The sequence below is a fragment of the Aquipseudomonas alcaligenes genome, assembly GCF_003205495.1.
In the GTDB taxonomy this organism is placed as follows: Bacteria; Pseudomonadota; Gammaproteobacteria; order Pseudomonadales; family Pseudomonadaceae; genus Aquipseudomonas; species Aquipseudomonas alcaligenes_B.
In genome coordinates, this window is the sequence record NZ_QJRX01000007.1 from 127,811 (window position 1) to 151,826 (window position 24,016).

At 64.5% G+C, this 24,016-nt stretch carries 23 protein-coding genes; 7 read left to right on the plus strand and 16 right to left on the minus strand.

The window, feature by feature from the left end; all coding sequences use genetic code 11:
* Positions 1–2: 2 nt before the first annotated feature.
* From DMO17_RS14205 to ppsA, 9 genes are all read right to left on the minus strand, one after another.
* Positions 3–968, minus strand: coding sequence for an OmpA family protein (locus DMO17_RS14205; protein WP_110683147.1), 966 nt, complete (start codon positions 966–968; stop codon positions 3–5).
* A gap of 115 nt (positions 969–1,083) precedes the next feature.
* A complete protein-coding gene (sigX, locus tag DMO17_RS14210) occupies positions 1,084–1,674 on the minus strand; it encodes an RNA polymerase sigma factor SigX (RefSeq protein WP_110683148.1) in 591 nt (196 codons plus the stop codon).
* A gap of 86 nt (positions 1,675–1,760) precedes the next feature.
* Positions 1,761–2,585 carry a mechanosensitive ion channel family protein gene (locus DMO17_RS14215; protein WP_110683149.1) on the minus strand — a complete coding sequence of 275 codons (825 nt, stop codon included), beginning with the start codon at positions 2,583–2,585 and terminating at the stop codon, positions 1,761–1,763.
* 2 nt (positions 2,586–2,587) lie between these two features.
* On the minus strand, positions 2,588–2,827 hold the full coding sequence (locus DMO17_RS14220; protein ID WP_110683150.1) for a CrfX protein: 240 nt from the start codon (positions 2,825–2,827) through the stop codon (positions 2,588–2,590).
* Positions 2,828–2,882: 55 nt separating this feature from the next.
* Positions 2,883–3,863, minus strand: a complete 981-nt coding sequence (locus tag DMO17_RS14225) for a zinc transporter ZntB (protein WP_110683151.1) — start codon at positions 3,861–3,863, stop codon at positions 2,883–2,885.
* 16 nt (positions 3,864–3,879) lie between these two features.
* Positions 3,880–4,368 carry a ribonuclease E activity regulator RraA gene (gene rraA / locus DMO17_RS14230; protein ID WP_110683152.1) on the minus strand — a complete coding sequence of 163 codons (489 nt, stop codon included), beginning with the start codon at positions 4,366–4,368 and terminating at the stop codon, positions 3,880–3,882.
* Between the two features lie 24 nt (positions 4,369–4,392).
* Positions 4,393–4,692 (minus strand): Rieske (2Fe-2S) protein, encoded by a 300-nt coding sequence (locus DMO17_RS14235; RefSeq protein ID WP_110683153.1) that lies wholly within the window; start codon positions 4,690–4,692, stop codon positions 4,393–4,395.
* A 65-nt stretch (positions 4,693–4,757) separates the two neighbouring features.
* Entirely contained in the window at positions 4,758–5,726 is a 969-nt protein-coding gene (locus DMO17_RS14240) for an alpha/beta fold hydrolase (protein WP_110683154.1), read from the minus strand.
* A gap of 56 nt (positions 5,727–5,782) precedes the next feature.
* Entirely contained in the window at positions 5,783–8,155 is a 2,373-nt protein-coding gene (ppsA, locus tag DMO17_RS14245; RefSeq protein ID WP_110683155.1) for a phosphoenolpyruvate synthase, read from the minus strand.
* 155 nt (positions 8,156–8,310) lie between these two features.
* Here ppsA and ppsR point away from each other — a divergent pair, with 155 nt between their 5' ends.
* Together ppsR and DMO17_RS14255 are read left to right on the plus strand one after the other, a co-directional pair.
* Positions 8,311–9,129, plus strand: coding sequence for a posphoenolpyruvate synthetase regulatory kinase/phosphorylase PpsR (ppsR, locus tag DMO17_RS14250; RefSeq protein ID WP_110683156.1), 819 nt, complete (start codon positions 8,311–8,313; stop codon positions 9,127–9,129).
* 23 nt (positions 9,130–9,152) lie between these two features.
* Positions 9,153–9,800, plus strand: a complete 648-nt coding sequence (locus DMO17_RS14255; RefSeq protein ID WP_220034079.1) for a LysE family translocator — start codon at positions 9,153–9,155, stop codon at positions 9,798–9,800.
* A gap of 7 nt (positions 9,801–9,807) precedes the next feature.
* On the opposite strand, the gene prpF is transcribed toward DMO17_RS14255, so the two are convergent.
* The 5 genes from prpF to DMO17_RS14280 form a co-directional block, all read right to left on the minus strand.
* Entirely contained in the window at positions 9,808–10,995 is a 1,188-nt protein-coding gene (prpF, locus tag DMO17_RS14260; RefSeq protein WP_110683157.1) for a 2-methylaconitate cis-trans isomerase PrpF, read from the minus strand.
* 122 nt (positions 10,996–11,117) lie between these two features.
* On the minus strand, positions 11,118–13,727 hold the full coding sequence (acnD, locus tag DMO17_RS14265) for a Fe/S-dependent 2-methylisocitrate dehydratase AcnD (protein WP_110683158.1): 2,610 nt from the start codon (positions 13,725–13,727) through the stop codon (positions 11,118–11,120).
* Positions 13,727–14,887 carry a bifunctional 2-methylcitrate synthase/citrate synthase gene (gene prpC / locus DMO17_RS14270; RefSeq protein WP_110683159.1) on the minus strand — a complete coding sequence of 387 codons (1,161 nt, stop codon included), beginning with the start codon at positions 14,885–14,887 and terminating at the stop codon, positions 13,727–13,729. The genes acnD and prpC overlap by 1 nt, the downstream gene beginning before the upstream one ends.
* Positions 14,888–14,928: 41 nt before the next feature.
* The gene (gene prpB, locus DMO17_RS14275) at positions 14,929–15,816 is read right to left on the minus strand and encodes a methylisocitrate lyase (RefSeq protein WP_110683160.1); all 888 of its coding nucleotides are present in this window, start codon (positions 15,814–15,816) and stop codon (positions 14,929–14,931) included.
* The gene (locus DMO17_RS14280) at positions 15,813–16,535 is read right to left on the minus strand and encodes a GntR family transcriptional regulator (protein ID WP_110683161.1); all 723 of its coding nucleotides are present in this window, start codon (positions 16,533–16,535) and stop codon (positions 15,813–15,815) included. The genes prpB and DMO17_RS14280 overlap by 4 nt, the downstream gene beginning before the upstream one ends.
* A 274-nt stretch (positions 16,536–16,809) precedes the next feature.
* Here DMO17_RS14280 and rloA point away from each other — a divergent pair, with 274 nt between their 5' ends.
* The 4 genes from rloA to pabB all read left to right on the plus strand — a co-directional run bounded on the left by rloA (position 16,810) and on the right by pabB (position 21,297).
* Positions 16,810–17,346, plus strand: a complete 537-nt coding sequence (gene rloA, locus DMO17_RS14285; RefSeq protein WP_110683162.1) for a retropepsin-like aspartic peptidase RloA — start codon at positions 16,810–16,812, stop codon at positions 17,344–17,346.
* A 5-nt stretch (positions 17,347–17,351) separates the two neighbouring features.
* Complete coding sequence (rloB, locus tag DMO17_RS14290; protein ID WP_110683163.1) at positions 17,352–18,878, plus strand: osmotic stress tolerance membrane protein RloB; 1,527 nt, start codon at positions 17,352–17,354, stop codon at positions 18,876–18,878.
* Between the two features lie 4 nt (positions 18,879–18,882).
* Positions 18,883–19,869, plus strand: coding sequence for an alpha-L-glutamate ligase-like protein (locus DMO17_RS14295; protein ID WP_110683164.1), 987 nt, complete (start codon positions 18,883–18,885; stop codon positions 19,867–19,869).
* An 84-nt stretch (positions 19,870–19,953) separates the two neighbouring features.
* Positions 19,954–21,297 (plus strand): aminodeoxychorismate synthase component I, encoded by a 1,344-nt coding sequence (pabB, locus tag DMO17_RS14300; protein ID WP_110683165.1) that lies wholly within the window; start codon positions 19,954–19,956, stop codon positions 21,295–21,297.
* A 51-nt stretch (positions 21,298–21,348) separates the two neighbouring features.
* Here the strand turns inward: pabB and thrH are convergent, their stop codons facing one another.
* Positions 21,349–21,966, minus strand: coding sequence for a bifunctional phosphoserine phosphatase/homoserine phosphotransferase ThrH (gene thrH, locus DMO17_RS14305; RefSeq protein WP_110683166.1), 618 nt, complete (start codon positions 21,964–21,966; stop codon positions 21,349–21,351).
* A 140-nt stretch (positions 21,967–22,106) separates the two neighbouring features.
* On the opposite strand from thrH, the gene DMO17_RS14310 reads away from it, so the two are divergent.
* Entirely contained in the window at positions 22,107–22,889 is a 783-nt protein-coding gene (locus DMO17_RS14310) for a phosphoadenylyl-sulfate reductase (protein WP_258371557.1), read from the plus strand.
* A gap of 45 nt (positions 22,890–22,934) precedes the next feature.
* On the opposite strand, the gene cysB is transcribed toward DMO17_RS14310, so the two are convergent.
* Positions 22,935–23,909 (minus strand): HTH-type transcriptional regulator CysB, encoded by a 975-nt coding sequence (gene cysB / locus DMO17_RS14315; RefSeq protein ID WP_110683168.1) that lies wholly within the window; start codon positions 23,907–23,909, stop codon positions 22,935–22,937.
* Positions 23,910–24,016: the final 107 nt, after the last annotated feature.

Genomic DNA, 24,016 nt, shown 5'->3' on the forward strand with positions numbered 1-24,016 from the left:
TGTTACTTGGCCTGGGCTTCCACGGCAGCTTCCACGCGACGGTTCACCGCGCGGCCAGCTTCGGTGGCGTTGTCGGCAACCGGGCGGGACTCGCCGTAGCCGACCGAACCCACGCGCTCGGCGCTCACGCCGTACTGGTTGACCAGGACTTCGCGAACGGCACCGGCACGGCGCTCGGACAGCTTCTGGTTGTAGGCGTCGGTGCCGACGGAGTCGGTGTGGCCTTCAACGGTGGTGCTGGTCTGCGGGTACTGGTTCATGAAGTCGGCCAGGTTCTTGATGTCGCCGTAGCTTTCTTCCTTGACCTTGGCCTTGTCGAAGTCGAACTTCACGTCCAGCTCGACGCGAACGGTTTCGGCCGGCTCCGGAGTCGGCGCGACTTCTTCAACAACCGGCTCGGCTACCGGCTCGGCTACCGGGGCCGGCTTGGAGCCACCACCGAAGTTCAGGCCGATACCGATGCTCGGGGCCCACTCGGTGTCGCCCTGGTCGATGTTGTACTGAGCCTCGACGCCGGCACGGGCGTAGAAGTTCTCGGTGAAGTACAGCTTGGCACCACCGCCCAGGTTGGCGAAGGTGGAACCGTTGCGGCCACCGCGGCCGTTCTGCCCGATGCTCTGGTCGGAGAAGCCGGCGGAGATGTACGGACGCAGGCTGTCACCCGGGGCGTTGAAGTGGTACAGGGCATCCAGGGCAGTGTTGGAGCCCTTGATGTTGCGGCCATCTTCGGCACGGGCGTTGTGCACTTCGTCGTAGCCCAGGCGCAGTTCGACGTCGTCGGTCAGGAAGTAACCGATGGAGCCGCCGAACAGGTTGCCGTTGTTGTCGAAATCGCGGGCGCTGTCGAAGTACTGCTTCTTGGCGAAGCCTTCGATTTCAACGGCGCCTTGGCCTTGAGCCAGCACGTTCAGAGAAGTGGCAGCCACCAGCGAACCGATGACGACGCCCAAGGTGTTTTTCAGTTTCATCCGTAAATCCCCATCAATAATGCGGTTATGAGTTGCCCACCTTCAGGCCGGGAACAACTTGGCGCGCAGTGTAACAAAAATACACAGCGCCGCGTGTGAGATTGTTTGTCGCAGATTAAGTTTCCGCCGGGCTGCCAAACTTTTCGCGCAGACGATCGAGCGCGCGCTTATAGCGCATCTTGGTAGCACTCAGGCCCATGTGCATGATGTCGGCAATTTCCTGGAACTCCAGTTCGGCAACGAAGCGCAATACCAGAATTTCCCGATCGATCGGATTGACATGCACCAGCCAGCGATCCAGGCCGCCCTTCTCTTCCAGCTTGGGGGCCTTCTCATCGGAGGCTTCCTCGAGCGGATCGAGGCTCAGTGCATCGAGCAAACGGCGCTTGCGCCGCTCTTTGCGATACTGGGTAATGCACTCGTTATAAGTGATGCTATATAGCCATGTCTTGAACTTCGACTTGCCCTCGAAGTTCTTCAGACCGTACAGCACTTTCAACATCACTTCCTGGCAAACATCATCGGCGTCGCGATCATTGCCAAGGTAACGAGCACAGACATTGAACAGTGTACGCTGGTAACGGCGCATCAACTCTTCATAGGCGCGGGTAACGTGGAACAGCTCGACATGGGCGCGCTGCACCAGCTCTTCATCCGAGAGCTCGCGTGGGTCATACCGCGTGGGGAGCGATTGGGCCTTGTTCAAAACGACTCGTGCCGGTCAGGTCAGATGACAGCGCCAGCCCGCAACGCGGGCTGCGCTGGTCGCATACATTAGCAGGGATTGACGGATCAGCGGCTGCTGACGCGCTGCTCGAGCAGGGTACGGTTGGCCAGCGAAACCAGCTCGCCCTCCTCGGTGAGCAGAACGGTCTTCACCGTGCCGATCTCCTCGATCTGGCCTTCGACCTCACCGATCTTCACTTGTTGCCCGACCTCGTAGAGTTCGCGCACATAGATGCCGGCCAGGATCTGTCCGGCAATCTCGCGGCTACCCAGGCCGAGGGCCAGGGCCACGGCCAGGCCCACGGAAATCAGCACGATGGCGATGACGTTGTTCAGCAGGTCGGTCTTCACCTCCAGCTGACCGATGGCCACCGAGATGCTGATGATGATCACCAGGCCCTGGGCGATGCGCCCCAGGCCGGCGGCATAGTCCAGGCCCACGCCTTCGGCGGCGCCGCGTACCAGGCTGCTGACCAGCTGCGCCAGCAGCACGCCGGCGAGTAGCACCAGGGCGGCACCGAACACCTTGGGCAGGTACAGGGCCAACACGTCCAGGGTCGCGGAAACCCGCTGCAGGCCCAGCGACTCGGCGGCCGAGACCAGGAAGATCAGCAGCACGAACCAGTAGATGATCTTGCCGATCAGGGTCGAGACCGACACCTGGATGCCGACCCGCGCCATCAACTTGGTCAGTCCGGTGCCGTTCATCAGACGGTCCAGCCCGAGCTTGGCCAGCAGCTTGGAGATCAGGGTGTCGAGCAGCTTGGCCACCACGAAACCGAGCAGGCCGAGGATCAGCGCCACGAACAGGTTGGGGATGAAGCCCGCGATCTTGCTCCAGAGGGTGGTCATGGCCGCAACCAGAGCTTGGGTCCAGGGATCGAGTTCCATATTCAGTCAGCCTTGTCTGCAGAACGGGCGGTGGAGCGGGATACCGGCATCACATGGGCCGAGCCATTGTTGAGTGCGATCATCAGAGCCTCCAGGCCACGGCCCATGAGACCGAACAGATCGCCGACGCCAACCTGGCGGTTGGCCGTCTTGAGCACGCGCCCGAGGGTCGCATCGTCGTCATGCTCCGCTGGCGCGGACTTCAACAGGTCGCGCAGGGACTCTTCAAAGGGATCGTACATGCGTACCTCGCACGGATTTGTTGCCTAGACGTGGCGAGCCGGCCACGGGTCACATCTAGAGCCAGCGCCAGCGGCGGAACAACCACCATTGCAGGGCGCCGACGCTGGACAGGATGGCGCAGATCAGCAGGAAGCCATACTCGCTGTCGGCGCCGGGAATGCCGCCGACGTTGATGCCGAGCAGCCCGGTGAGAAAGCTCATCGGCAGGAAGAACACCGTGGTCACCCCGAGCAGGTACATGGCCCGGTTCATCTTCTCGTTCATCCGCCGGTGCTCGGACTCCAGCACCAGCCCCACCCGCTCGCGCACCATCTCCAGCTCTTCCAGGTAGCGGGTCAGGCGGTTGTTCAGCTCGTTCCACTGGTCGCCGTCACCGAAACCGTTACGCGTCAGCTGGGCGAAGATGTCGCGCTGCGGCGCCAGGAAGCGCCGCAGGCCGGCGGCGCGACGGCGCACGTGCAGCACCAGGCCATGGTCGGGCATGAAGCGCGCATCGCTGTCGAGGCGCTCCTCCTGCCCTTCCAGCTGCTCGGAGAGGTCCTCGATCAGCCCGTCGACCCGGTCGGTCATGTGATGCGCCAGCTGTAGCACCAGCTCGGCAGCGTCGCGCGGCCCCTGGCCCTTTTCCAGCAGGGCAATCAGCTCCTCGGTGGCTCGCAGTGGCCGCAGGCGCAGGGAGATGACCCGACGGGCATCGGCGAAGATGCGCACCGAGACCATGTCTTCGGGCTCGGCACCCGGGTTCAGGTTGACGCCGCGCAGGAACAACAGCAGCTGGTGCTCGGGCAAGGTCAGCAGGCGCGGCCGGGTGTTCTCCTCCAGCAGCAGGTCACAACTGAACTCACCGAGGCCGCTGTCCTGGCGCAGCCAGGCCTGGGTCTGCGGGTGACCACGATCCCAGTGCAGCCAGAGGCTCTCGCCCTCGGCCAGCTGCAGGGCGTCGAGCCGTTCGCGCTCGATGGCCCGGGCGCCACCCTGGCCATCGAGGATGAAGGCATGTACCAGCCCCCACTGCAGGTTGTCCTTCTCGTACATCTCCGAGCCCGCGGCCTTACTCCGGCATCTGCAGCGGTTCGGGGGAGACGATGATGCCGTTGTTGTCGGCATATACGTAGTGGCCCGGCTTGAAGGTCACGCCACCGAAGGTCACCGGTATGTTGAGGTCGCCGATGTTGCGCTTGTCGGTCTTCATCGGGTGGCTGCCCAGGGCCTGCACGCCCAGATCGGTCTGCGCCAGCACGTCGACGTCACGCACGCAGCCGTAGATCACCATGCCTTCCCAGCCGTTCTTCGCCGCCTTCTCGGCGATCATGTCGCCCAGCAGGGCGCGACGCAGGGAGCCGCCACCGTCGACCACCAGCACCTTGCCCTTGCCCGGCTGGTCGGCCTGGGACTTCACCAGCGAGTTATCCTCGTGGCACTTGACGGTGACGATCTCGCCGCCGAAGGAGTCGCGGCCGCCGAAATTGGCGAACATCGGCTCGACCACCTGCACCAGCTCCGGATAGGCGTCGCACAGATCGGGGGTGACGTATTGCATGGGAAAGCTCCTTGGGGTTGAAACTCAGATATCGATACCGATGCGGTCGCCATCATAGGCCAGGCTGAACCGGCTCAGTGGCGCACAGCGACCGTTGAGCGACCGGCCGCTGTGCAGGTCGAACTCCAGGCCATGGCGCGCACAGCGCAGTACCCGGCCGCTCAGCGTGGCGTTGTGCAGCGGCGCGCCCTGATGCGGGCAACGGTTCTCCAGCAGCAGAGGCTGTCCGTCGACCACCAGCAACAGCAGATCGCGACTGGCGACCTGGAAGGTGCGTCGATAGCCATCCTGCAGGTTGATCAGGCGCTCCAGGGCAACGAACATGGCGAAACGTGACCATTGCAGCGAATTTCGTCACATCTTAGCCGCATGCCAGAGCGCTTGTAAGCTCAATCCTGCTGCTTTTCCGCCGGCAGCCGCAGTTCCCGCAGCCAGTGCTCGACCAGCGGCCAGACCTCGCTCTGCGCCTCCTTGCTGACCAGCATCTCGACATGCCCGAAGTCGCTGGAGAAGCCCTTGTCCTTGCCCAGCAGCAGGAAGCTGCGCGGCGCGGCGACGAACTGTTCGAACAGCTTGCGACAGGCCCAGGCCGGGTCCTGCAGGTCGCCGACGGCGCTCACCGCTAGCAGCGGCACCTGCACTTCGGCCATGCCGGCCCACCAGTCGCGCTCGCGATCGCCGAAACGACCGAACAGGCGGTGCCAGCGCAGGCTCTCCAGGGCCAGGCCGATCGGCTCGTCCTCGGGACCGCGCTTGAAGCGTGCGCCGGAGATATGGTGGAAGCCCCTGAGCAGCAGCCGGCTCCCCCACTCCACCGGCGGCACCTTGAGCGGCCAGTAGATACGGCTGATCTGCGTGCCGAACAGCGCCGCCGAGGCGGCATCCTCGGCATCCAGGTAGGCGCCGCCGAGGGCCGCGGCCAGCGTCGTGCCGCCCAACGAGTGGCCGACCCAGTGCGGCGCCTGGCCACTCTGCTCGCGAACGAAGGCGGCAATGGCCGGCAGGTCGTAGCGGGCGTAGTCGGCCACCGTGTTGTGCTTGTACGCCTGGTTACGCGGCGACAGGCCGTGGCCACGCATCTCGGCGATCCACACGTCGAAACCGGCCCGGGCCAGATAAGGACCGAGGCCGATGCCGCGCGGCGAGTACCAGAAGCGCCGGTTGGAGAAGCTGCCATGCAGCAGGATCACCGGCACGCCGGTGTGCGCCTGGTCGGCCAGGCCCAGGCGGGTCAGCGCCAGCTCGACGGAGAAATCCGGGCTGTTGCCGGGCTTGAGGCGATAGACATCTTCACTCAGATCGCCACGCAGCTCGGCGCTGACCAGGGCGACGGGAAACAATTCGCTACTGCTTTGCATCTTCGATCTTGCATAAAAAAGGCGGGATCGCTCCCGCCTTTACCGGTGAGGATGACTCAGGCGGACTGGCCTTCGGCGAGGAAGAACCAGGTATCCAGTACCGAGTCGGGGTTCAGCGAGACGCTCTCGATGCCCTGCTCCATCAGCCACTTGGCCAGGTCCGGGTGATCCGAGGGGCCCTGGCCGCAGATGCCGATGTACTTGCCGGCCTTGTTGCAGGCGGCAATGGCGTTGGCCAGCAGCTTCTTCACCGCCGGGTTACGCTCGTCGAACAGATGGGCAACGATGCCGGAGTCGCGATCCAGGCCCAGAGTCAGCTGGGTCAGGTCGTTGGAGCCGATGGAGAAGCCGTCGAAGAACTCGAGGAACTCGTCGGCCAGCAGGGCGTTGGACGGCAGTTCGCACATCATGATGACCTTCAGGCCGTTCTGCCCGCGGGCCAGGCCGTTGCTGGCCAGCAGCTCGACCACCTGCGACGCCTCGCCAAGGGTGCGCACGAAGGGCACCATGATCTCGACGTTGGTCAGGCCCATCTCGTTGCGCACCTTCTTCAGCGCGCGGCATTCCAGCTCGAAGCAGTCACGGAAGCTCTCGCTGATGTAGCGCGAGGCGCCGCGGAAGCCGAGCATGGGGTTTTCTTCTTCCGGCTCGTAGAGCTTGCCGCCGATCAGGTTGGCGTATTCGTTGGACTTGAAGTCCGACAGGCGCACGATGACCTTCTTCGGCCAGAAGGCCGCGGCCAGGGTGCTGATGCCCTCGACCAGCTTCTCGACGTAGAAGCCGACCGGGTCGTCGTAGCCGGCGATGCGCTTCTCCACGCTGTCCTTGATCTCCGCCGGCAGGCTGGCGAAGTTCAGCAGCGCCTTGGGGTGCACGCCGATCATGCGGTTGATGATGAATTCCAGGCGGGCCAGGCCCACGCCCTCGTTGGGCAGCTGGGCGAAGTCGAAGGCGCGGTCCGGGTTGCCGACGTTCATCATGATCTTGAACGGCAGCTCGGGCATGGCGTCGACCGAGTTCTTGCGGATGTCGAAGCCCAGTTCGCCCTCGAAGATGAAGCCGGTGTCGCCCTCGGCGCAGGACACGGTCACGCCCTGGCCATCCTGCAGCACCTGGGTGGCATTGCCGCAGCCGACCACGGCCGGAATGCCCAGCTCGCGGGCGATGATCGCCGCATGGCAGGTACGCCCGCCGCGATTGGTGACGATGGCGCTGGCGCGCTTCATCACCGGCTCCCAGTCCGGGTCGGTCATGTCGGAGACCAGCACGTCGCCCGGCTGCACCTTGTCCATCTCGGAGACGTCGTGGATCACCCGCACGCGACCGGCGCCGATACGCTGGCCGATGGCGCGGCCCTCGACCAGAACCTTGCCCTTCTCCTTGAGCAGGTAGCGCTCCATCACGGTGGCGCTGGCGCGGCTCTTCACGGTTTCCGGGCGCGCCTGGACGATGTACAGCTTGCCGTCGTCGCCGTCCTTGGCCCACTCGATGTCCATCGGGCGGCCGTAGTGCTTCTCGATGATCAGCGCCTGCTTGGCCAGTTCGGCCACTTCGGCGTCGCTGATGCAGAAACGGGCACGGTCGGCGCGGTCAACGTCGACGGTCTTGACCGATCGACCGGCCTTGGCCTCGTCGCCATAGACCATCTTGATCGCCTTGCTGCCCAGGTTGCGGCGCAGGATGGCCGGGCGACCGGCTTCCAGGGTGGGCTTGTGCACGTAGAATTCGTCGGGGTTCACCGCCCCCTGCACCACGGTCTCGCCGAGGCCGTAGGCGCCGGTGATGAACACCACGTCGCGGAAGCCGGACTCGGTGTCGAGGGTGAACATCACGCCGGCGGTGCCGGTTTCCGAGCGCACCATGCGTTGCACGCCGGCGGACAGGGCGACCAGCTTGTGGTCGAAGCCCTGGTGCACGCGGTAGGCGATGGCGCGGTCGTTGAACAGGGAGGCGAAGACTTCCTTGGCCGCGCGGATCACGTTGTCCACGCCGCGGATGTTGAGGAAGGTCTCCTGCTGGCCGGCGAAGGAGGCGTCCGGCAGGTCTTCGGCGGTGGCGGAGGAACGCACGGCCACGGCCATCTGCTCGTTGCCGCCGCTCATCTCGGCGAAGGCCTTGCGAATCTCGGCGTCCAGCTGGGCCGGGAACTCGGCGTCCATCACCCACTGGCGGATCTGCGCGCCGGTCTTGGCCAGGGCATTGACGTCGTCCACGTCCAGCGCGTCGAGGGCGGCGTGGATGCGGTCGTTCAGACCGCTCTGTTCGAGGAAGTCACGGTAGGCCTGGGCGGTGGTGGCGAAGCCGCCGGGCACCGATACGCCAGCACCGGCGAGGTTGCTGATCATCTCGCCAAGGGATGCATTCTTGCCCCCTACACGCTCCACATCGTGGACGCCGAGCTTATCGAGGGAAATGACGTACTCTACCAAGGTGAACTCTCCACTGTATGTGGCAGAGCCGCCGCAGCGCCGCCGCAGCCTGGCTTTGCCTCAAGGAAATAAGTCACAATGCCGGCCAGTACGGGCCCGGCAAAGGGGGCCTATGATAGCCAAGAATCGTTCCTGACTTAAGGCCTCCGGCATCAATGAAACGTACCGCTTTCTTCATCTCCGACGGCACCGGCATCACCGCCGAAACCCTCGGGCAAAGCCTGCTGGCGCAATTCGAGGCCATCAGCTTCACCAAGCTCACGCGCCCTTATATCGACAGCATCGAAAAAGCGCGGGCCATGGTACAGCAAATCAACCAGGCTGCCGAGAAAGACGGCGCCCGGCCGATCATCTTCGATACCGTGGTCAACCAGGAGATTCGCGACATCCTGGCCAAGTCCGACGGTTTCATGATCGACATCTTCTCGACCTTCCTCGCCCCCCTGGAGGCCGAGCTCAGCGAGCACTCCTCCTATTCGGTCGGCAAGTCCCACTCCATCGACAGCAACAGCAACTACATGGAGCGCATCGAGGCGGTCAACTTCGCCCTGGACAACGATGACGGCGCCCGCACCCATTACTACGACAAGGCCGACCTGATCCTGGTCGGCGTGTCGCGCTGCGGCAAGACGCCCACCTGTCTGTACATGGCCATGCAGTTCGGCATCCGCGCCGCCAACTACCCGCTGACCGAAGAGGACATGGAGCGCCTGCAGCTGCCCGCCGCGCTCAAGCCTTACAAGCACAAGCTGTTCGGCCTGACCATCGACCCGGACCGGCTCACCGCCATCCGCCACGAGCGCAAACCCAACAGCCGCTACGCCAGCTACGCGCAGTGCGAGTTCGAGGTGCGCGAGGTGGAAAACCTGTTCCGCCGCGAGGGCCTGCCCTTCATCAACTCCACCCACTTCTCGGTGGAAGAGATTTCCGCCAAGATCCTGGTGGAAAAAGGCGTGGAACGCCGCCTCAAATAACCTTCAGCCGCCTGGTGGCCGCCATGACCCTGATGGATGCAGTTCTGTTCGCACCGATTGCCGCACTCATCTCGCTCGGCCCCGGGCCGAACAACTTCTGCGCCCTGAACAACGGCATCAACTACGGCTTCCGTGCCGCCCTGCTGGCCACCTTCGGCCGGCTGGCAGCTTTCGCCATCTTCCTGTTCATCTCCGCCGTCGGCCTGGGAGCCATGCTGCTGGCCTCGGAAACCGCCTTCACCATCATCAAGTGGGTCGGCGCCGCCTACCTGGTCTACCTGGGCATCAAGACCTGGCGCAGCACCAGCTTCAGCGGCCTGCAGCTGAGCGACGAGGAGCCACTGCAACGCCAGCCGGTGAAGGCTCCGATAGCCCGCCTGATGCTCAACGAATTCCTGATCGGCATCAGCAACCCCAAGGCCATCCTGCTGTTCGCCGCGATCTTCCCGCAGTTCATCAAGCCGGATCAGCCGGCGGCCGAGCAGTTTCTCTACCTGGGCAGCACCTACCTATTGGCCGAACTCTGCGTCGCCACCTTCACCTACGCCCTGTTCGGCATGCAAATCCGTCGCCTGGTACGCAGCCGCAAGGGCATCAGCCGCCTGAACAAGGGCACCGGCGCCTTCTTCGTCGGCGCCGGCGGCCTGATGCTGGGCGTCAACAACCGCTGACGACGCTTCAGAAAGCGTCGCCCGGCACCCGCACCCAGCCTTCCATCAGGATGCGCGCCGAGCGCGACATCATGGCCTTGGTCACCGTCCACTGACCGTCAACCTGCCTGGCCTGGGCGCCGACCCGCAGGGTGCCGGACGGATGACCGAAGCGCACCGCCTCGCGCTCGCCGCCGCCCGCCGCCAGGTTGACCAGGGTACCGGGCACCGCCGCCGCCGTGCCGATGGCAACCGCGCAGGTGCCCATCATGGCGTGGTGCAGCTTGCCCATGGACAGCGCCCGTACCAGCAGGTCGACCTCGTTCGCCTCGATGCGCTTGCCGCTGGAGGCCTGGTAGCTCTTGGGCTTGCTCACGAAGGCGATCTTCGGCGTGTGCTGGCGGGTGGCCGCCTCCTCCGCGCTCTTGATCAGGCCCATGCGCAACGCGCCGGCCACGCGGATCTGCTCGAAGCGCGCCAGCTGCGCCGGATCGCCATTGATGGCCTCGCGCAGTTCGGTGCCCTGGTAGCCGATGTCCTCGGCATTGACGAACACGGTGGGTATGCCGGCGCTGATCATGGTTGCCTTGAAAGTGCCTACGCCGGGCACTTCCAGCTCATCGACCAGGTTGCCGGTGGGGAACATCGAGCCGCCCTCCTCGCCATCATCGGATGGATCGAGGAACTCCAGCACGATCTCGGCGGCCGGGAAGGTCACCCCGTCCAGCTCGAAGTCGCCGGTTTCCTGCACCTGGCCATTGATCACCGGCACATGGGCGATGATGGTCTTGTGGATATTGGCCTGCCAGATGCGCACCACGCACACGCCGTTGTCCGGAATGCGCGCCGGATCGACCAGCCCGGCCTGGATGGCGAAGGCACCGGCGGCGGTGGACAGGTTGCCGCAGTTGCCGCTCCAGTCGACGAAGGCCTTGTCGATCGAGACCTGACCATAGAGATAGTCGACGTCGTGGTCCGGCTGGCTGCTTTTCGACAGGATCACGCACTTGGAGGTCGAGGACGTGGCGCCACCCATGCCGTCGATATGCGCGGCATAGGGATCGGGACTGCCGATCACCCGCATGAACAGCGCATCACGGGCCGGACCCGGCACCTGGCAGCGTTCGGGCAGGTCCTGCAGGCGGAAGAACACGCCCTTACTGGTACCGCCACGCATGTAAGTGGCGGGAATCTTGATCTGGGGTTGATGAGCCATGATTTCGTCCTGGCTGAGTCAAGGTAGCCCGGATGCAATCCGGGAGGACTGGAGCACCCCGGATTGCATCCGGGCTACAGGCTGAAGCCCCTCTCCCGAGGGAGAGGGGGTCAGCGCCGGCCTCAACCGGCAGTGGACTCGAGGAAGTCCTGGGCGAAGCGCTGCAGCACGCCACCGGCCTTGTACACGCGCACCTCGGCGGCGGTATCCAGGCGGCAGGTCACCGGCACCCGAACAACCTCACCGTCGCGGCGATTAACTACCAGAGTCAGGTCGCAGCGCGGCGACGGCTCGCCTTCGATGTCGTAGGTCTCGGTGCCGTCCAGCCCCAGGGTCAGGCGGGTGGTGCCCGGCTTGAACTCGACCGGCAGCACGCCCATGCCCACCAGGTTGGTGCGGTGGATGCGCTCGAAGCCTTCGGCGACGATGACTTCCACGCCGGCCAGGCGCACGCCCTTGGCCGCCCAGTCACGCGAGCTGCCCTGACCGTAGTCGGCGCCGGCGACGATGATCAGGTTCTGCTTGCGGTTCATGTAGGTTTCGATGGCTTCCCACATGCGCATCACCTGGCCTTCCGGCTCGACGCGGGCCAGCGAGCCCTTCTTCACCGCTCCGTCGACCACCACCATCTCGTTGACCAGTTGCGGGTTGGCGAAGGTGGCGCGCTGGGCGGTCAGGTGGTCGCCGCGGTGGGTGGCGTAGGAGTTGAAGTCCTCCTCCGGCAGGCCCATCTTCGCCAGGTACTCGCCGGCGGCCGAGTCGGCCAGGATGGCGTTGGACGGCGACAGGTGGTCGGTGGTGATGTTGTCCGGCAGGATCGCCAGCGGGCGCATGCCCTTGAGGGTGCGCTCGCCGGCCAGGGCGCCTTCCCAGTACGGCGGGCGGCGGATGTAGGTGGACATCGGGCGCCAGTCGTACAGCGGGCTCTCGGCTTCCTTGACGGCGCCCAGGTCGAACATCGGGATATAGACCTGCTTGAACTGCTCCGGCTTGACGCTGGCGGCGACTATGGCGTCGATCTCCTCGTCGCTCGGCCACAGGTCCTTCAGGGTGATCGGCTTGCCGTTCTGGTCGGTACCCAGCACGTCCTGCTCGATATCGAAACGCACGGTACCGGCGATGGCATAGGCCACCACCAGCGGCGGCGAGGCCAGGAAGGCCTGCTTGGCGTAGGGGTGGATGCGCCCATCAAAGTTGCGGTTGCCGGAGAGTACGGCGGTGGCATACAGGTCGCGGTCGATGATCTCCTGCTGGATCTTCGGATCCAGCGCGCCGGACATGCCGTTGCAGGTGGTGCAGGCGTAACCGACGATGCCGAAGCCGAGCTTTTCCAGCTCGCTCAGCAGGCCGGCCTCCTCCAGGTACAGCTTGGCCACTTTCGAACCCGGCGCGAAGGAGGTCTTGACCCAGGGCTTGCGCACCAGGCCCAGCGCATTGGCTTTCTTCGCCAGCAGGCCGGCCGCCACCACGTTGCGCGGGTTGGAGGTGTTGGTGCAGCTGGTGATGGCGGCGATGATCACCGCGCCATCGGGCAGCAGCCCCTGGGCTTCCTCGGTCTTGGCCGCCGCCAGCTTGGCCTCGTCGGCGATGCCGCGCTCGTGCAGCGCCGAGGTCGGCAGGCGCTTGTGCGGGTTGCTCGGGCCGGCCATGTTGCGCACCACGCTGGACAGGTCGAATTCGAGCACGCGCTCGTACTCGGCCGTCTCCAGGGCGGTGGCCCACAGGCCGGTGGTCTTGGCGTACTGCTCGACCAGGGCGACCTGTTCCGGCTCGCGACCGGTGAGCTTGAGGTAGTCGATGGTCTGCTGGTCGATGTAGAACATCGCCGCGGTGGCGCCGTATTCCGGGCACATGTTGGAGATGGTCGCGCGATCACCGATCGACAGGCTGTCCGCGCCCTCGCCGAAGAACTCGACATAGGCGCCGACCACGCGCTCCTTGCGCAGAAACTCGGTCAGGGCCAGGACGATGTCGGTGGCGGTGATGCCGGGCTGGCGCTTGCCGCTCAGCCTGACGCCAACGATGTCGGGCAGGCGCATCATCGACGGATGGCCGAGCATCACGGTCTCGGCCTCCAGGCCGCCGACGCCGATGGCGATCACGCCCAGGGCGTCGACGTGCGGGGTGTGCGAGTCGGTGCCCACGCAGGTGTCCGGGAAAGCCACGCCGCCGCGGGCCTGGATCACCGGCGACATCTTCTCCAGGTTGATCTGGTGCATGATGCCGTTGCCGGCCGGGATCACGTCGACGTTCTTGAACGCCGTCTTGGTCCACTCGATGAAGTGGAAACGGTCCTCGTTGCGGCGCTCCTCGATGGCGCGGTTCTTGTCGAAGGCGTCCGGGTCGAAGCCCGGCGCCTCCACGGCCAGCGAGTGGTCGACGATCAGCTGGGTCGGCACCACCGGGTTGACCTTGGACGGATCGCCACCCTTCTCGGCGATGGCGTCACGCAGGCCGGCCAGGTCGACCAGCGCGGTCTGACCGAGGATGTCGTGGCACACCACACGGGCCGGGTACCAGGGGAAATCGAGGTCGCGCTTGCGCTCGATCAGCTGCTTGAGCGCATCGCTCAGCAACTCCGGCTCGCAGCGGCGCACCAGCTGCTCGGCCAGCACGCGCGAGGTGTACGGCAGCTTGGCGTAGGCACCGGGGGCGATGGCGTCGACCGCCTCGCGGGTATCGAAATAGTCCAGGGCGGTGCCGGCCAGGTGCTTGCGGTATTGAGTGTTCATCATTTGCGGTCCTTGAGCGGCACGAACTTCAGATCTTCCGGGCCGACGTAGTTGGCGCTCGGGCGAATGATCTTGCCGTCGATGCGCTGCTCGATGACGTGCGAAGACCAACCCGAGGTGCGGGCGATGACGAACAGCGGGGTGAACATGGCGGTCGGTACGCCCATCATGTGGTAGCTGACGGCGCTGAACCAGTCGAGGTTGGGGAACATCTTCTTGATTTCCCACATCACGCTTTCCAGGCGCTCGGCGATGTCGAACATCTTGCTGTTGCCCTGCTCGGCGCTGAGCTGGCGCGCCACTTCCTTGATCACCTTGTTGCGCGGGTCACTCACGGTGTAGACCGGGTGACCGAAACCGATCACCACTTCCTTGCGCCCTACCCGCTCGCGGATATCGGCCTCGGCTTCGTCCGGGTCGTCGTAGCGCTTCTGGATCTCGAAGGCCACTTCATTGGCGCCGCCGTGCTTGGGCCCGCGCAGCGCGCCGATGCCACCGGCGATGCAGGAGAACATGTCGGAGCCGGTGCCGGCGATCACCCGCGAGGTGAAGGTGGAGGCGTTGAACTCATGCTCGGCGTACAGGATCAGCGAGGTGTGCATGGCGCGCACCCAGGACTCGCGCGGCTTCTCACCATGCAGCAGATGGAGGAAATGGCCGCCGATGGAGTCGTCATCGGTCTCCACCTCGATACGCTTGCCGTTGTGACTGAAGTGATACCAGTACAGCAGCATGGAACCCAGCGAGGCCATCAGCTTGTCGGCGATGTCGCGGGCGCCCGGATGGTTGTGGTCATCCTTCTCCGGTTGCAGGCAGCCGAGCACGGACACGCCGGTGCGCATCACATCCATCGGGTGGGCGGAGGGCGGCAGCTGCTCCAGGGCGGCCTTGAGGGCAGCCGGTAGGCCGCGCAGGGCCCTGAGCTTGGCCTTGTAGCTGGCCAGCTCGGCGACATTGGGCAGCTTGCCATGCACCAGCAGGTGGGCGATTTCCTCGAACTCGCAGGTGGTGGCGACATCCAGGATGTCGTAGCCGCGGTAGTGCAGGTCGTTGCCGCTGCGGCCGACGGTGCACAGGGCGGTGTTGCCGGCGGCGGTGCCGCTCAGGGCCACGGATTTCTTCGGTTTGAAGCCGGCAGTGGTGGTTTCGCTGGCGCTCATCGCGATCTCCTCAAGACTGCTTATTGTTGTGGGCGGGCCGCTTACTTCTTGCCGGCGGCGAACAGCGCGTCGAGCTTCTGCTCGAAGGCGTGGTAACCGATGCGGTCGTACAGCTCGGCACGGGTCTGCATCAGCTCGATCACATCCTTCTGGTGGCCGTTCTGGCGAATCGAGGTATAGACGGTTTCCGCGGCCTTGTTGGCGGCGCGGAAGGCCGACAGCGGGTAGAGCTGGATGGCCACGCCGACCGAGGCCAGTTCGTCGCGGGTGAACAGCGGGGTTGCACCGAACTCGGTGATGTTGGCCAGCACCGGCACCTTCAGCGCATCGACGAAGCGCTGGTAGGTCGGCAGGTCGTAGGCGGCCTCGGCGAAAATGCCGTCGGCGCCCGCCTCCACGTAGCGCTGGCAACGCTCGATGGCGGCGTCCACGCCCTCGGCCTGGATGGCGTCGGTGCGGGCGATCAGGAAGAAGTTCGGGTCGGTCTTGGCATCGGCGGCGGCCTTGACGCGGTCGACCATCTCCTCGCAGGAGACGATTTCCTTGCCCGGGCGGTGACCGCAGCGCTTGGCGCCGACCTGGTCTTCGATATGGGCGGCGGCGGCGCCGGCCTTGATCAGGTTCTTGATGGTGCGCTCGATATTGAAGGCGCTGGGGCCGAAACCGGTGTCGATGTCCACCAGCAGCGGCAGGTCGCAGACATCGGTGATGCGGCGCACGTCGGTGAGCACGTCATCCAGGGTGTTGATCCCCAGGTCCGGCAGGCCGAGCGATCCTGCGGCCACGCCGCCGCCGGAAAGGTAGATGGCCCGGAAGCCGGCACGCTTGGCCAGCAGCGCGTGGTTGGCGTTGATCGCGCCAATGATCTGCAGGGGCTTCTCTTCGGCCAGGGCCTGGCGGAAGCGCTGGCCGGGGGAAAGCTGACTCATGACTCACCTCGTGGTTTGGCTGTCTTGGACTGAGCATCCAGGTAGTGACGCTCGATGTTGCGCTTGGAAGCGCCGATGTGACGGCGCATCAGCAGCTCGGCCAGTTCGCCGTCACGCTCGGCGATGGCATCGAGAATGCGGTGGTGTTCGGCGAAGGCCTGGCGCGGCCGGTTGGGCGTGGCGGAGAACTGCAGGCGGTACATGCGCACCAGCTGATACAGCTCGCCGCAGAGCATCTGGGCCAGGGTCTTGTTGCCGCTGCCCTGGATGATCCGGTAGTGGAAGTCGAAGTCGCCTTCCTGCTGGTAGTAGCCGACCCCGGCCTGGAACGCGGCATCACGCTCATGCAGATCGAGCACCCGGCGCAGCTCGTCGATTTCCCCCTGGGTCATGCGTTCGGCCGCCAGACGGCAGGCCATGCCCTCCAGCGACTCGCGGATCTCGTACAGCTCGATCAGCTCGGCGTGGCTGAGCGAGACCACCCGCGCGCCGACATGGGGGACCCGCACCAGCAGGCGCTGCCCCTCCAGGCGATGGATCGCCTCACGCAGCGGCCCGCGGCTGATGCCATAGATGCGCGCCAGCTCGGGTTCGGAAATCTTGCTGCCCGGGGCGATCTCGCCACACACGATGGCGGCCTGGATACGCCGGAAGACGGACTCCGCCAGGGTTTCCGAGTCCGCCTGATCGGCGACCGGGGGTTCGAGATGCTCGAGCATGATTGTCGACACCAATTCACAGATGATCGAAAATTACGCCCATAGAAGCCCATGGTCAAGGCACATTGTCGACAATATGCCCGAGCGGTTCTTGCCATCGAATCGTGCACTTCACCTGCAGAAACGCTCATAAGCGGCTGTCGCCGCAGAAAAACCCCATGTTAGAATGCCGACCGCTCGAGCCGGCGCAGGCCATTGGCCGCACCTGCTAGACTTCACCCGCCGGCTGTTGCGCCCCGCCGCCGCCCCCGACGATGCGACCATCCAAGGATTTATGCGACTCCAGTCTCTCGCCATCTTCCTCTGCTGCAGCCTGCTTCCCGGCCTGAGTCTCGCCGCCGAAAAGACCGTCTATGGTCTGAACGAATACATCCACCTTGCCGACCTCGACCTGGAGGTCGCTGCCAAACTGGACACCGGCGCCAAGACCGCCTCCCTCAGCGCCCGCGACATCAAGCGCTTCAAGCGTGACGGCGAAACCTGGGTGCGCTTCTACCTGGCCATCGATGACGCCCACGAGCACCCGATCGAGCGGCCGCTGGCACGCATCAGCAAGATCAAGCGGCGCGCCGGCGACTATGATCCGGAAGAAGGCAAGACCTACACTGCCCGCCCGGTGATCGAACTGCAGGTGTGCATGGGCAAGTCCCTGCGCACCATCGAAGTGAACCTGACCGACCGCAGCGCTTTCCAATACCCGCTGCTGATCGGCTCCGAGGCGCTGAAGCGCCTGGATGCCGTGGTCGACCCCAGCCTTAAATATGCGGCCGGCAAACCCGGCTGCACCCCTGACGCAAACTCTGCCGAGTAACTCACATGCGCTCTCTTACCCTGCATCTGAAAGTCCTTATCACCCTCCTGGTGACGGTGGGCATTCTGGTCACGGCCTATCAGATCTTCATCCTCGGCATCCCGGTGACCGAAGACGAGACCGATGACCTGTGGAACATCGACGCCAAGGTCGAGTTCCAGGCCAGTCCGCGCGAGCCGGTCAAGGTGCAGATGTTCGTGCCGCCGCTGAACCAGGACTATGTCAGCCTCAACGAGAGCTTCATCTCCAACAACTATGGCGTCAGCGTCAACCGCGTCGATGGCAACCGCAAGCTGACCTGGTCGGCCCGCCGCGCCAACGGCAACCAGACCCTCTACTACCGCCTGGTGCTGACCAAGCGCTACAGCGGCGAACCGGCCAAGGCCAAGGGCCCGATCTTCCGTGACAGCATCCCGGTCGAAGGCCCGGAGAAGATCGCCGCCGAAGCACTGCTCGCCCCCATCCGCCAGCACTCGGCGGACGTACAGACCTTCATCAGCGAGACCATCAAGCGCGTCAATAACGTCAACGACGACAACGTCAAGCTGCTGCTCGGTGGCGATGCCTCCACCGCCAACAAGGCCAAGGTGATCGACCTGCTGCTGTCCATCGCCCACGTACCGATGGAGCGCGTGCACACCATTCGCCTGGTCGCCGATGCCCAGCAGAGCCCGGAGCTGTGGCTGCGCAGCTTCAATGGCGAGAACTGGCTGTACTTCAACCCGGAAAGCGGTGAACAGGGCTTGCCGACCGACCGCGTGGTCTGGTGGACCGGTGACGAGCCGCTGGTGACCATCGAAGGCGGCAAGAAGCCGCAGGTCAGCTTCACCCTCAACAACAGCGAGATGAACGCCATCCGCCTGGCCAAGCTAACTGACGAGAACACCGACGTCGACTTCCTCGAGTACTCGCTGTACGGCCTGCCGCTGCAGACCCAGCAGACCTACCAGATCATGATCATGATCCCGATCGGCGTGCTGGTGATCCTGATCCTGCGCAACCTCGGCGGCCTGCAGACCCTCGGCACCTTCACCCCGGTACTGATCGCCCTGGCCTTCCGCGAAACCCAGCTGGGCTTCGGTATCGTGCTGTTCACCATCATCACCGCCCTCGGCCTGTCGCTGCGCTCGTACCTGGAGCACCTCAAGCTGCAGATGCTGCCTCGCCTGTCGGTGGTGCTGACCTTCGTGGTGGTGCTGATCGCCGTGATCAGCCTGTTCAGCCACAAGCTCGGCCTGGAGCGCGGCCTGTCGGTGGCCCTGTTCCCGATGGTGATCCTGACCATGACCATCGAGCGCCTGTCCATCACCTGGGAAGAGCGTGGCGGCAACCATGCCTTCAAGGTCGCCGTCGGCACCCTGATCGCCGCCTCGCTGGCGCATGCCCTGATGACCATCGAGCAGCTGACCTACTTCGTCTTCACCTTCCCGGCGGTGCTGCTGATCCTGGTGGGCTTCATGCTGGCGATGGGTCGCTACCGCGGCTACCGCCTGACCGAACTGTTCCGCTTCAAAGCCTTCCTGAAGGATTGAACCCATGATCGGCCTGTGGAAGACGTGGAAGGCCCTTGAAGCCAAAGGCATCATGGGTATCAACCGACGCAACGCGGACTACGTGCTGAAGTACAACAAGCGGCACCTGTACCCGATCGTCGACGACAAGATCATCACCAAGGAGCGGGCCATCGAGGCCGGCATCCATGTGCCGGAGCTGTACGGCATCATCTCCACGGAAAAGGAGATCGAGAACTTCGAGAAGATCATCGAGGGCCACAACGACTTCGTGATCAAGCCGGCGCAGGGCGCCGGCGGCGACGGCATCCTGGTGATCGCCGACCGCTTCGAGGGGCGCTTCAAGACCGTGTCCGGCAAGATCGTCAGCCAGGAAGACATCGAGCACCAGCTCTCCAGCATCCTCACCGGCCTCTACTCTCTCGGCGGCCACCGTGACCGCGTGCTGATCGAGTACCGGGTGACCCCGGACCCGATCTTCAAGAGCATCAGCTACGAGGGCGTGCCGGACATCCGCATCATCGTGCTGATGGGCTACCCGGTGATGGCCATGCTGCGCCTGCCGACCCGCCAGTCCAACGGCAAGGCCAACCTGCACCAGGGCGCCATCGGCGTGGGCGTCGACCTGGCCACCGGCATCACCCTCAAGGGCACCTGGCTGAACAACAAAATCAGCAAGCACCCGGACACCACCAATGCGGTGGACGGCGTGCAACTGCCCAACTGGGACGGCTTCATGAAGCTGGCTGCCGGCTGCTATGAACTCTGCGGTCTCGGCTATATCGGCGTGGACATGGTGCTGGACCAGGACAAGGGCCCGTTGATCCTCGAGCTCAACGCCCGCCCCGGCCTGAACATCCAGATCGCCAACGATTGCGGCCTGACCCATCGCGCCCACGCGGTGGAGGCGCATATCGCCGAACTGGAGAAGAAGGGCGTGAAGGAAAGCGTGGAGGAGCGCGTGCGCTTCTCCCAGCAGCTGTTCGGTCACGTCAAGCCGAAGGACATCTGAGTTGCGGCGACAGGAACAGGCCCGGCGATGCCGGGCTTTTTCATTGAGCCTTACAATGGACGCTCCACAGCCCCGAAGAAGCCCATGAGTCTCTGTCGCCTTCACCCGCTGCCCTACCAGGCCAACCCGGCTGCCTATTTCGCCCTGGTGCGTCAGGCACCGGGCGCGGTGCTGCTGGACGCCGGCCGCCCACAGGCCGAACGTGGCCGCTATGACCTGCTCAGCGCCTGGCCGCGAGCCAGCTACTCTCCGCACCCCGGGGAAAGCGGCGAAGCCTTCTTCCAGCGGCTGCGCGGCGGGCTGGCGGATCTGGGCCATGCCGATGCGCCGGACAGCTGCGAGCTGCCCTTCACCGGCGGCCTGATCGGCTACCTGGCCTATGACTTCGGTCGCCGCCTGGAGCGACTGCCGAGCCAGGCCGTCGACGACCTGGCGCTGCCCGATGCCCGCTTCGGCCTCTACGCCTGGGCCCTGATCAGCGACCATCATCGGCAAACCAGCCAGCTGGTGTTCCACCCACAGCTGGCACAGAGCGAATGCGCGCGCCTGATCCAGCTGTTCGAGACCGCCAGCCCGACACCTGGCCAACCCTTCTCGCTGCGGCGCCCCTTCCACCCCGACCTCGATCAGGACGCTTATCGAAACGCCATCGAGCGTATCCAGGCGTATATCCAGGCCGGCGACTGCTACCAGGTCAACTTCGCCCAGCGCTTCCAGGCGCCTTGCCAGGGCGACGCCTGGAGTGCCTACCAGGCACTGCGGGCGGCCTGCCCGACGCCTTTCGCCGGCTTCCAGGCGCTGGAGGACGGCGGCGCCATCCTCAGCCTGTCACCGGAGCGCTTCCTCCAGGTCAGCCGTGGACGGGTGGAAACCCGGCCGATCAAGGGCACCCGGGCTCGTGGCGCCACGCCAGGCGAGGACGCAGCCAATGCCGCCGAGCTGCAGGCCAGTGCCAAGGATCGCGCCGAAAACCTGATGATCGTCGACCTGCTGCGCAACGACCTGGGACGCAGCTGCCGCGTCGGTTCGGTCAGGGTGCCACAGCTGTTCGCCCTGGAGAGCTATCCCAACGTGCATCACCTGGTCAGCGCCGTGACCGGCGAACTGGCCGCGGACAGGGACGCGCTGGACCTGATCGCCGGCAGCTTCCCCGGCGGTTCCATCACTGGTGCGCCGAAGATCCGCGCCATGCAGATCATCGACGAACTGGAGCCGACCCGCCGCGCCCTGTACTGCGGCTCCCTGATCTATCTCGACGTGCGCGGCGAGTTGGACAGCTCCATCGCCATCCGCAGCCTGTTGGTCAAGGATGGCATGGTCAGCTGCTGGGGTGGTGGCGGCATAGTGGCCGACTCCGACTGGCAGGCCGAGTACCAGGAATCCATCACCAAGGTGAAGGTGCTGCTGCAGACGCTGGAGGCGCTCTGAGCGCCCATGAAAAAGGCCCGCAGATGCGGGCCTTTTTCATTGAGCTGAACCTTACAGGCTGAGCTGGCGATTGGACGCCTTGAGAAACTCGCGCTTGAGGTCCTCGTAGGTGTGCACCGCCGGGAACTGCGGGAACTCGCGAATCACGTTGTCCGGCGCATGGAACAGGATGCCGGCATGGGCCTCGCTGAGCATGGTGGTGTCGTTGTACGAATCGCCGGCGGCGATCACGCGGTAGTACAGACTCTTGAGGGCGATCACCGACTGGCGCTTGGGGTCCTTCTGGCGCAGCTGATAGCTCACCACCCGATCGGTCTCGTCGGTGATCAGTCTGTGGCACAGCAGGGTCGGAAAGCCCAGCTGACGCATCAGCGGCTGGGAGAACTCGTAGAAGGTGTCGGAGAGGATCACCACCTGGAAACGCTCGCGCAGCCAGTCGACGAACTCCACAGCGCCCTCCAGCGGCTCGAGGGTGGCGATCACTTCCTGGATGTCGCGCAGCTTCAGGCCGTGCTCGTCGAGGATGCGCAGACGCTGCTGCATCAGCACGTCGTAGTCAGGAATGTCGCGAGTGGTGGCCTTGAGCGCGTCGATGCCGGTTTTTTCGGCGAAGGCGATCCAGATTTCCGGAACCAGTACACCTTCGAGGTCGAGGCAGGCGATTTCCACGGGAGACTCCTAACGGGCTGAATGAAGGAAGCCGGCACTCTAGCGATTCACCGGACAGGGTGCAACGCGATGCTTATACCTGAATACCTCAGTTACTCTCTGATTTGGTTATTTAGGCGCATAACGGCTTTCTTGCTAAGATCCCCGCCACAGAGCGCCCGAGCGCCGACCACCAGGAAGCCAGCCCGATGAGCCAGAACTTCAACGTTGCCGAACTGGCAGCGGCCTATGCCAACAAATCCCCCCAGGAAATCCTCAAGCTCGCCTTCGAACACTTCGGCGACGAGCTGTGGATTTCCTTCAGTGGCGCCGAGGATGTGGTGCTGCTGGACATGGCCTGGAAGATCAACAAGCAGGTCAAGGTCTTCACCCTCGACACCGGCCGGCTCCACCCGGAGACCTATCGCTTCATCGAGCAGGTGCGCGAGCACTATGGCATCGCCATCGAGGTGATGAGCCCGGACGCCGAGAAACTGGAGGCCCTGGTGCGCGCCAAGGGACTGTTCAGCTTCTACAAGGACGGCCACGGCGAGTGCTGCGGCATCCGCAAGATCGAACCGCTCAAGCGCAAGCTGGCCAGCGTCAGGGCCTGGGCCACCGGCCAACGTCGCGACCAGAGCCCCGGTACCCGCAGCCAGGTATCCGTGCTGGAACTGGACGCGGCCTTCTCCTCGCCGGAAAAACCGCTGTACAAGTTCAACCCGCTGGCGCAAATGAGCAGCGAGGAAGTCTGGGCCTATATCCGCATGCTCGAGCTGCCCTACAACAGCCTGCACGAGCGCGGTTTCATAAGCATCGGCTGCGAGCCCTGCACCCGCCCCGTGCTACCCAACCAGCACGAGCGCGAGGGGCGCTGGTGGTGGGAGGAGGAAACCCAGAAGGAATGCGGCCTGCACGCCGGCAACGTGATTGCCAGAGCCTGAATGAAAAAGCCCGGCACATGCCGGGCTTTTTTTTCGTCAGCCGTCTCAGTGGACGGGCAGCTCGACCCCTTCGAACAGCTCGTCGAGCTCGGCCTTGGTGTGGCACTGCACCGCCTTGGCCAGCACATCGCGGGTCAGGTGCGGCGCGAACTTCTCGATGAAGTCGCACATGAATCCGCGCAGGAAGGTGCCCCGGCGGAAGCCGATCTTGGTCACGCTGGGCTCGAACAGCTCGCTGGCGTCCAGCACCACCAGGTCGCTGTCGAGCTTGGCGTCCACCGCCATGCGCGCGACTATGCCGACCCCCAGCCCCAGGCGCACATAAGTCTTGATCACGTCGGCATCGGCCGCGGTGAACACCACCTTGGGCGTCAGCCCGCGATGGCTGAAGGCCTCGTCCAGCTTGGAGCGCCCGGTGAAGCCAAACACGTAGGTGACGATCGGGTGCTCGGCCAGGGCCTCCAGGGTCAGCTTGGGCAGCTTGGTCAGGGGATGGCCCTGCGGCACGATCACGCAGCGGTTCCAGCGATAGCAGGGCATCATCACCAGGTCGCCGAACAGTTCCAGCGCCTCAGTGGCAATGGCGAAGTCGACGGTTCCGTCGGATGCCATCTCGGCGATCTGCATCGGCGTGCCCTGGTGCATGTGCAAGGCCACTTCTGGGTATTGCTTGATGAAGCCACTGATCACCGCAGGCAGGGCATAGCGCGCCTGGGTGTGGGTGGTGGCGATGGACAGGGTGCCCTTCTTCTCGTTGGAGAACTCCTGGGCGATCTGTTTGATACTTTCGACCTTGCGCAGGATTTCGCCGGCGGTGGTGATGATGCGCTCGCCGGCCGGGGTGACGCGGGTCAGGTGCTTGCCGCTGCGGGCGAACACCTCGACGCCCAGCTCGTCCTCCAGCAGGCGGATCTGCTTGCTGATGCCGGGCTGCGAGGTATAGAGGCTCTGCGCCGTGGCGGAAACGTTCAGATCGTGGTGCGCCACTTCCCAGATGTAGCGCAGCTGCTGCAGCTTCATAGAATCCCCTCAAAGCAGATAGACGCCGCCTGAATTTGCCAGCTCAGCGATATAACCATATTAGCGGTTTAGTCTTTAAAACTAGACGATTTTTCGAGCTGTGCATG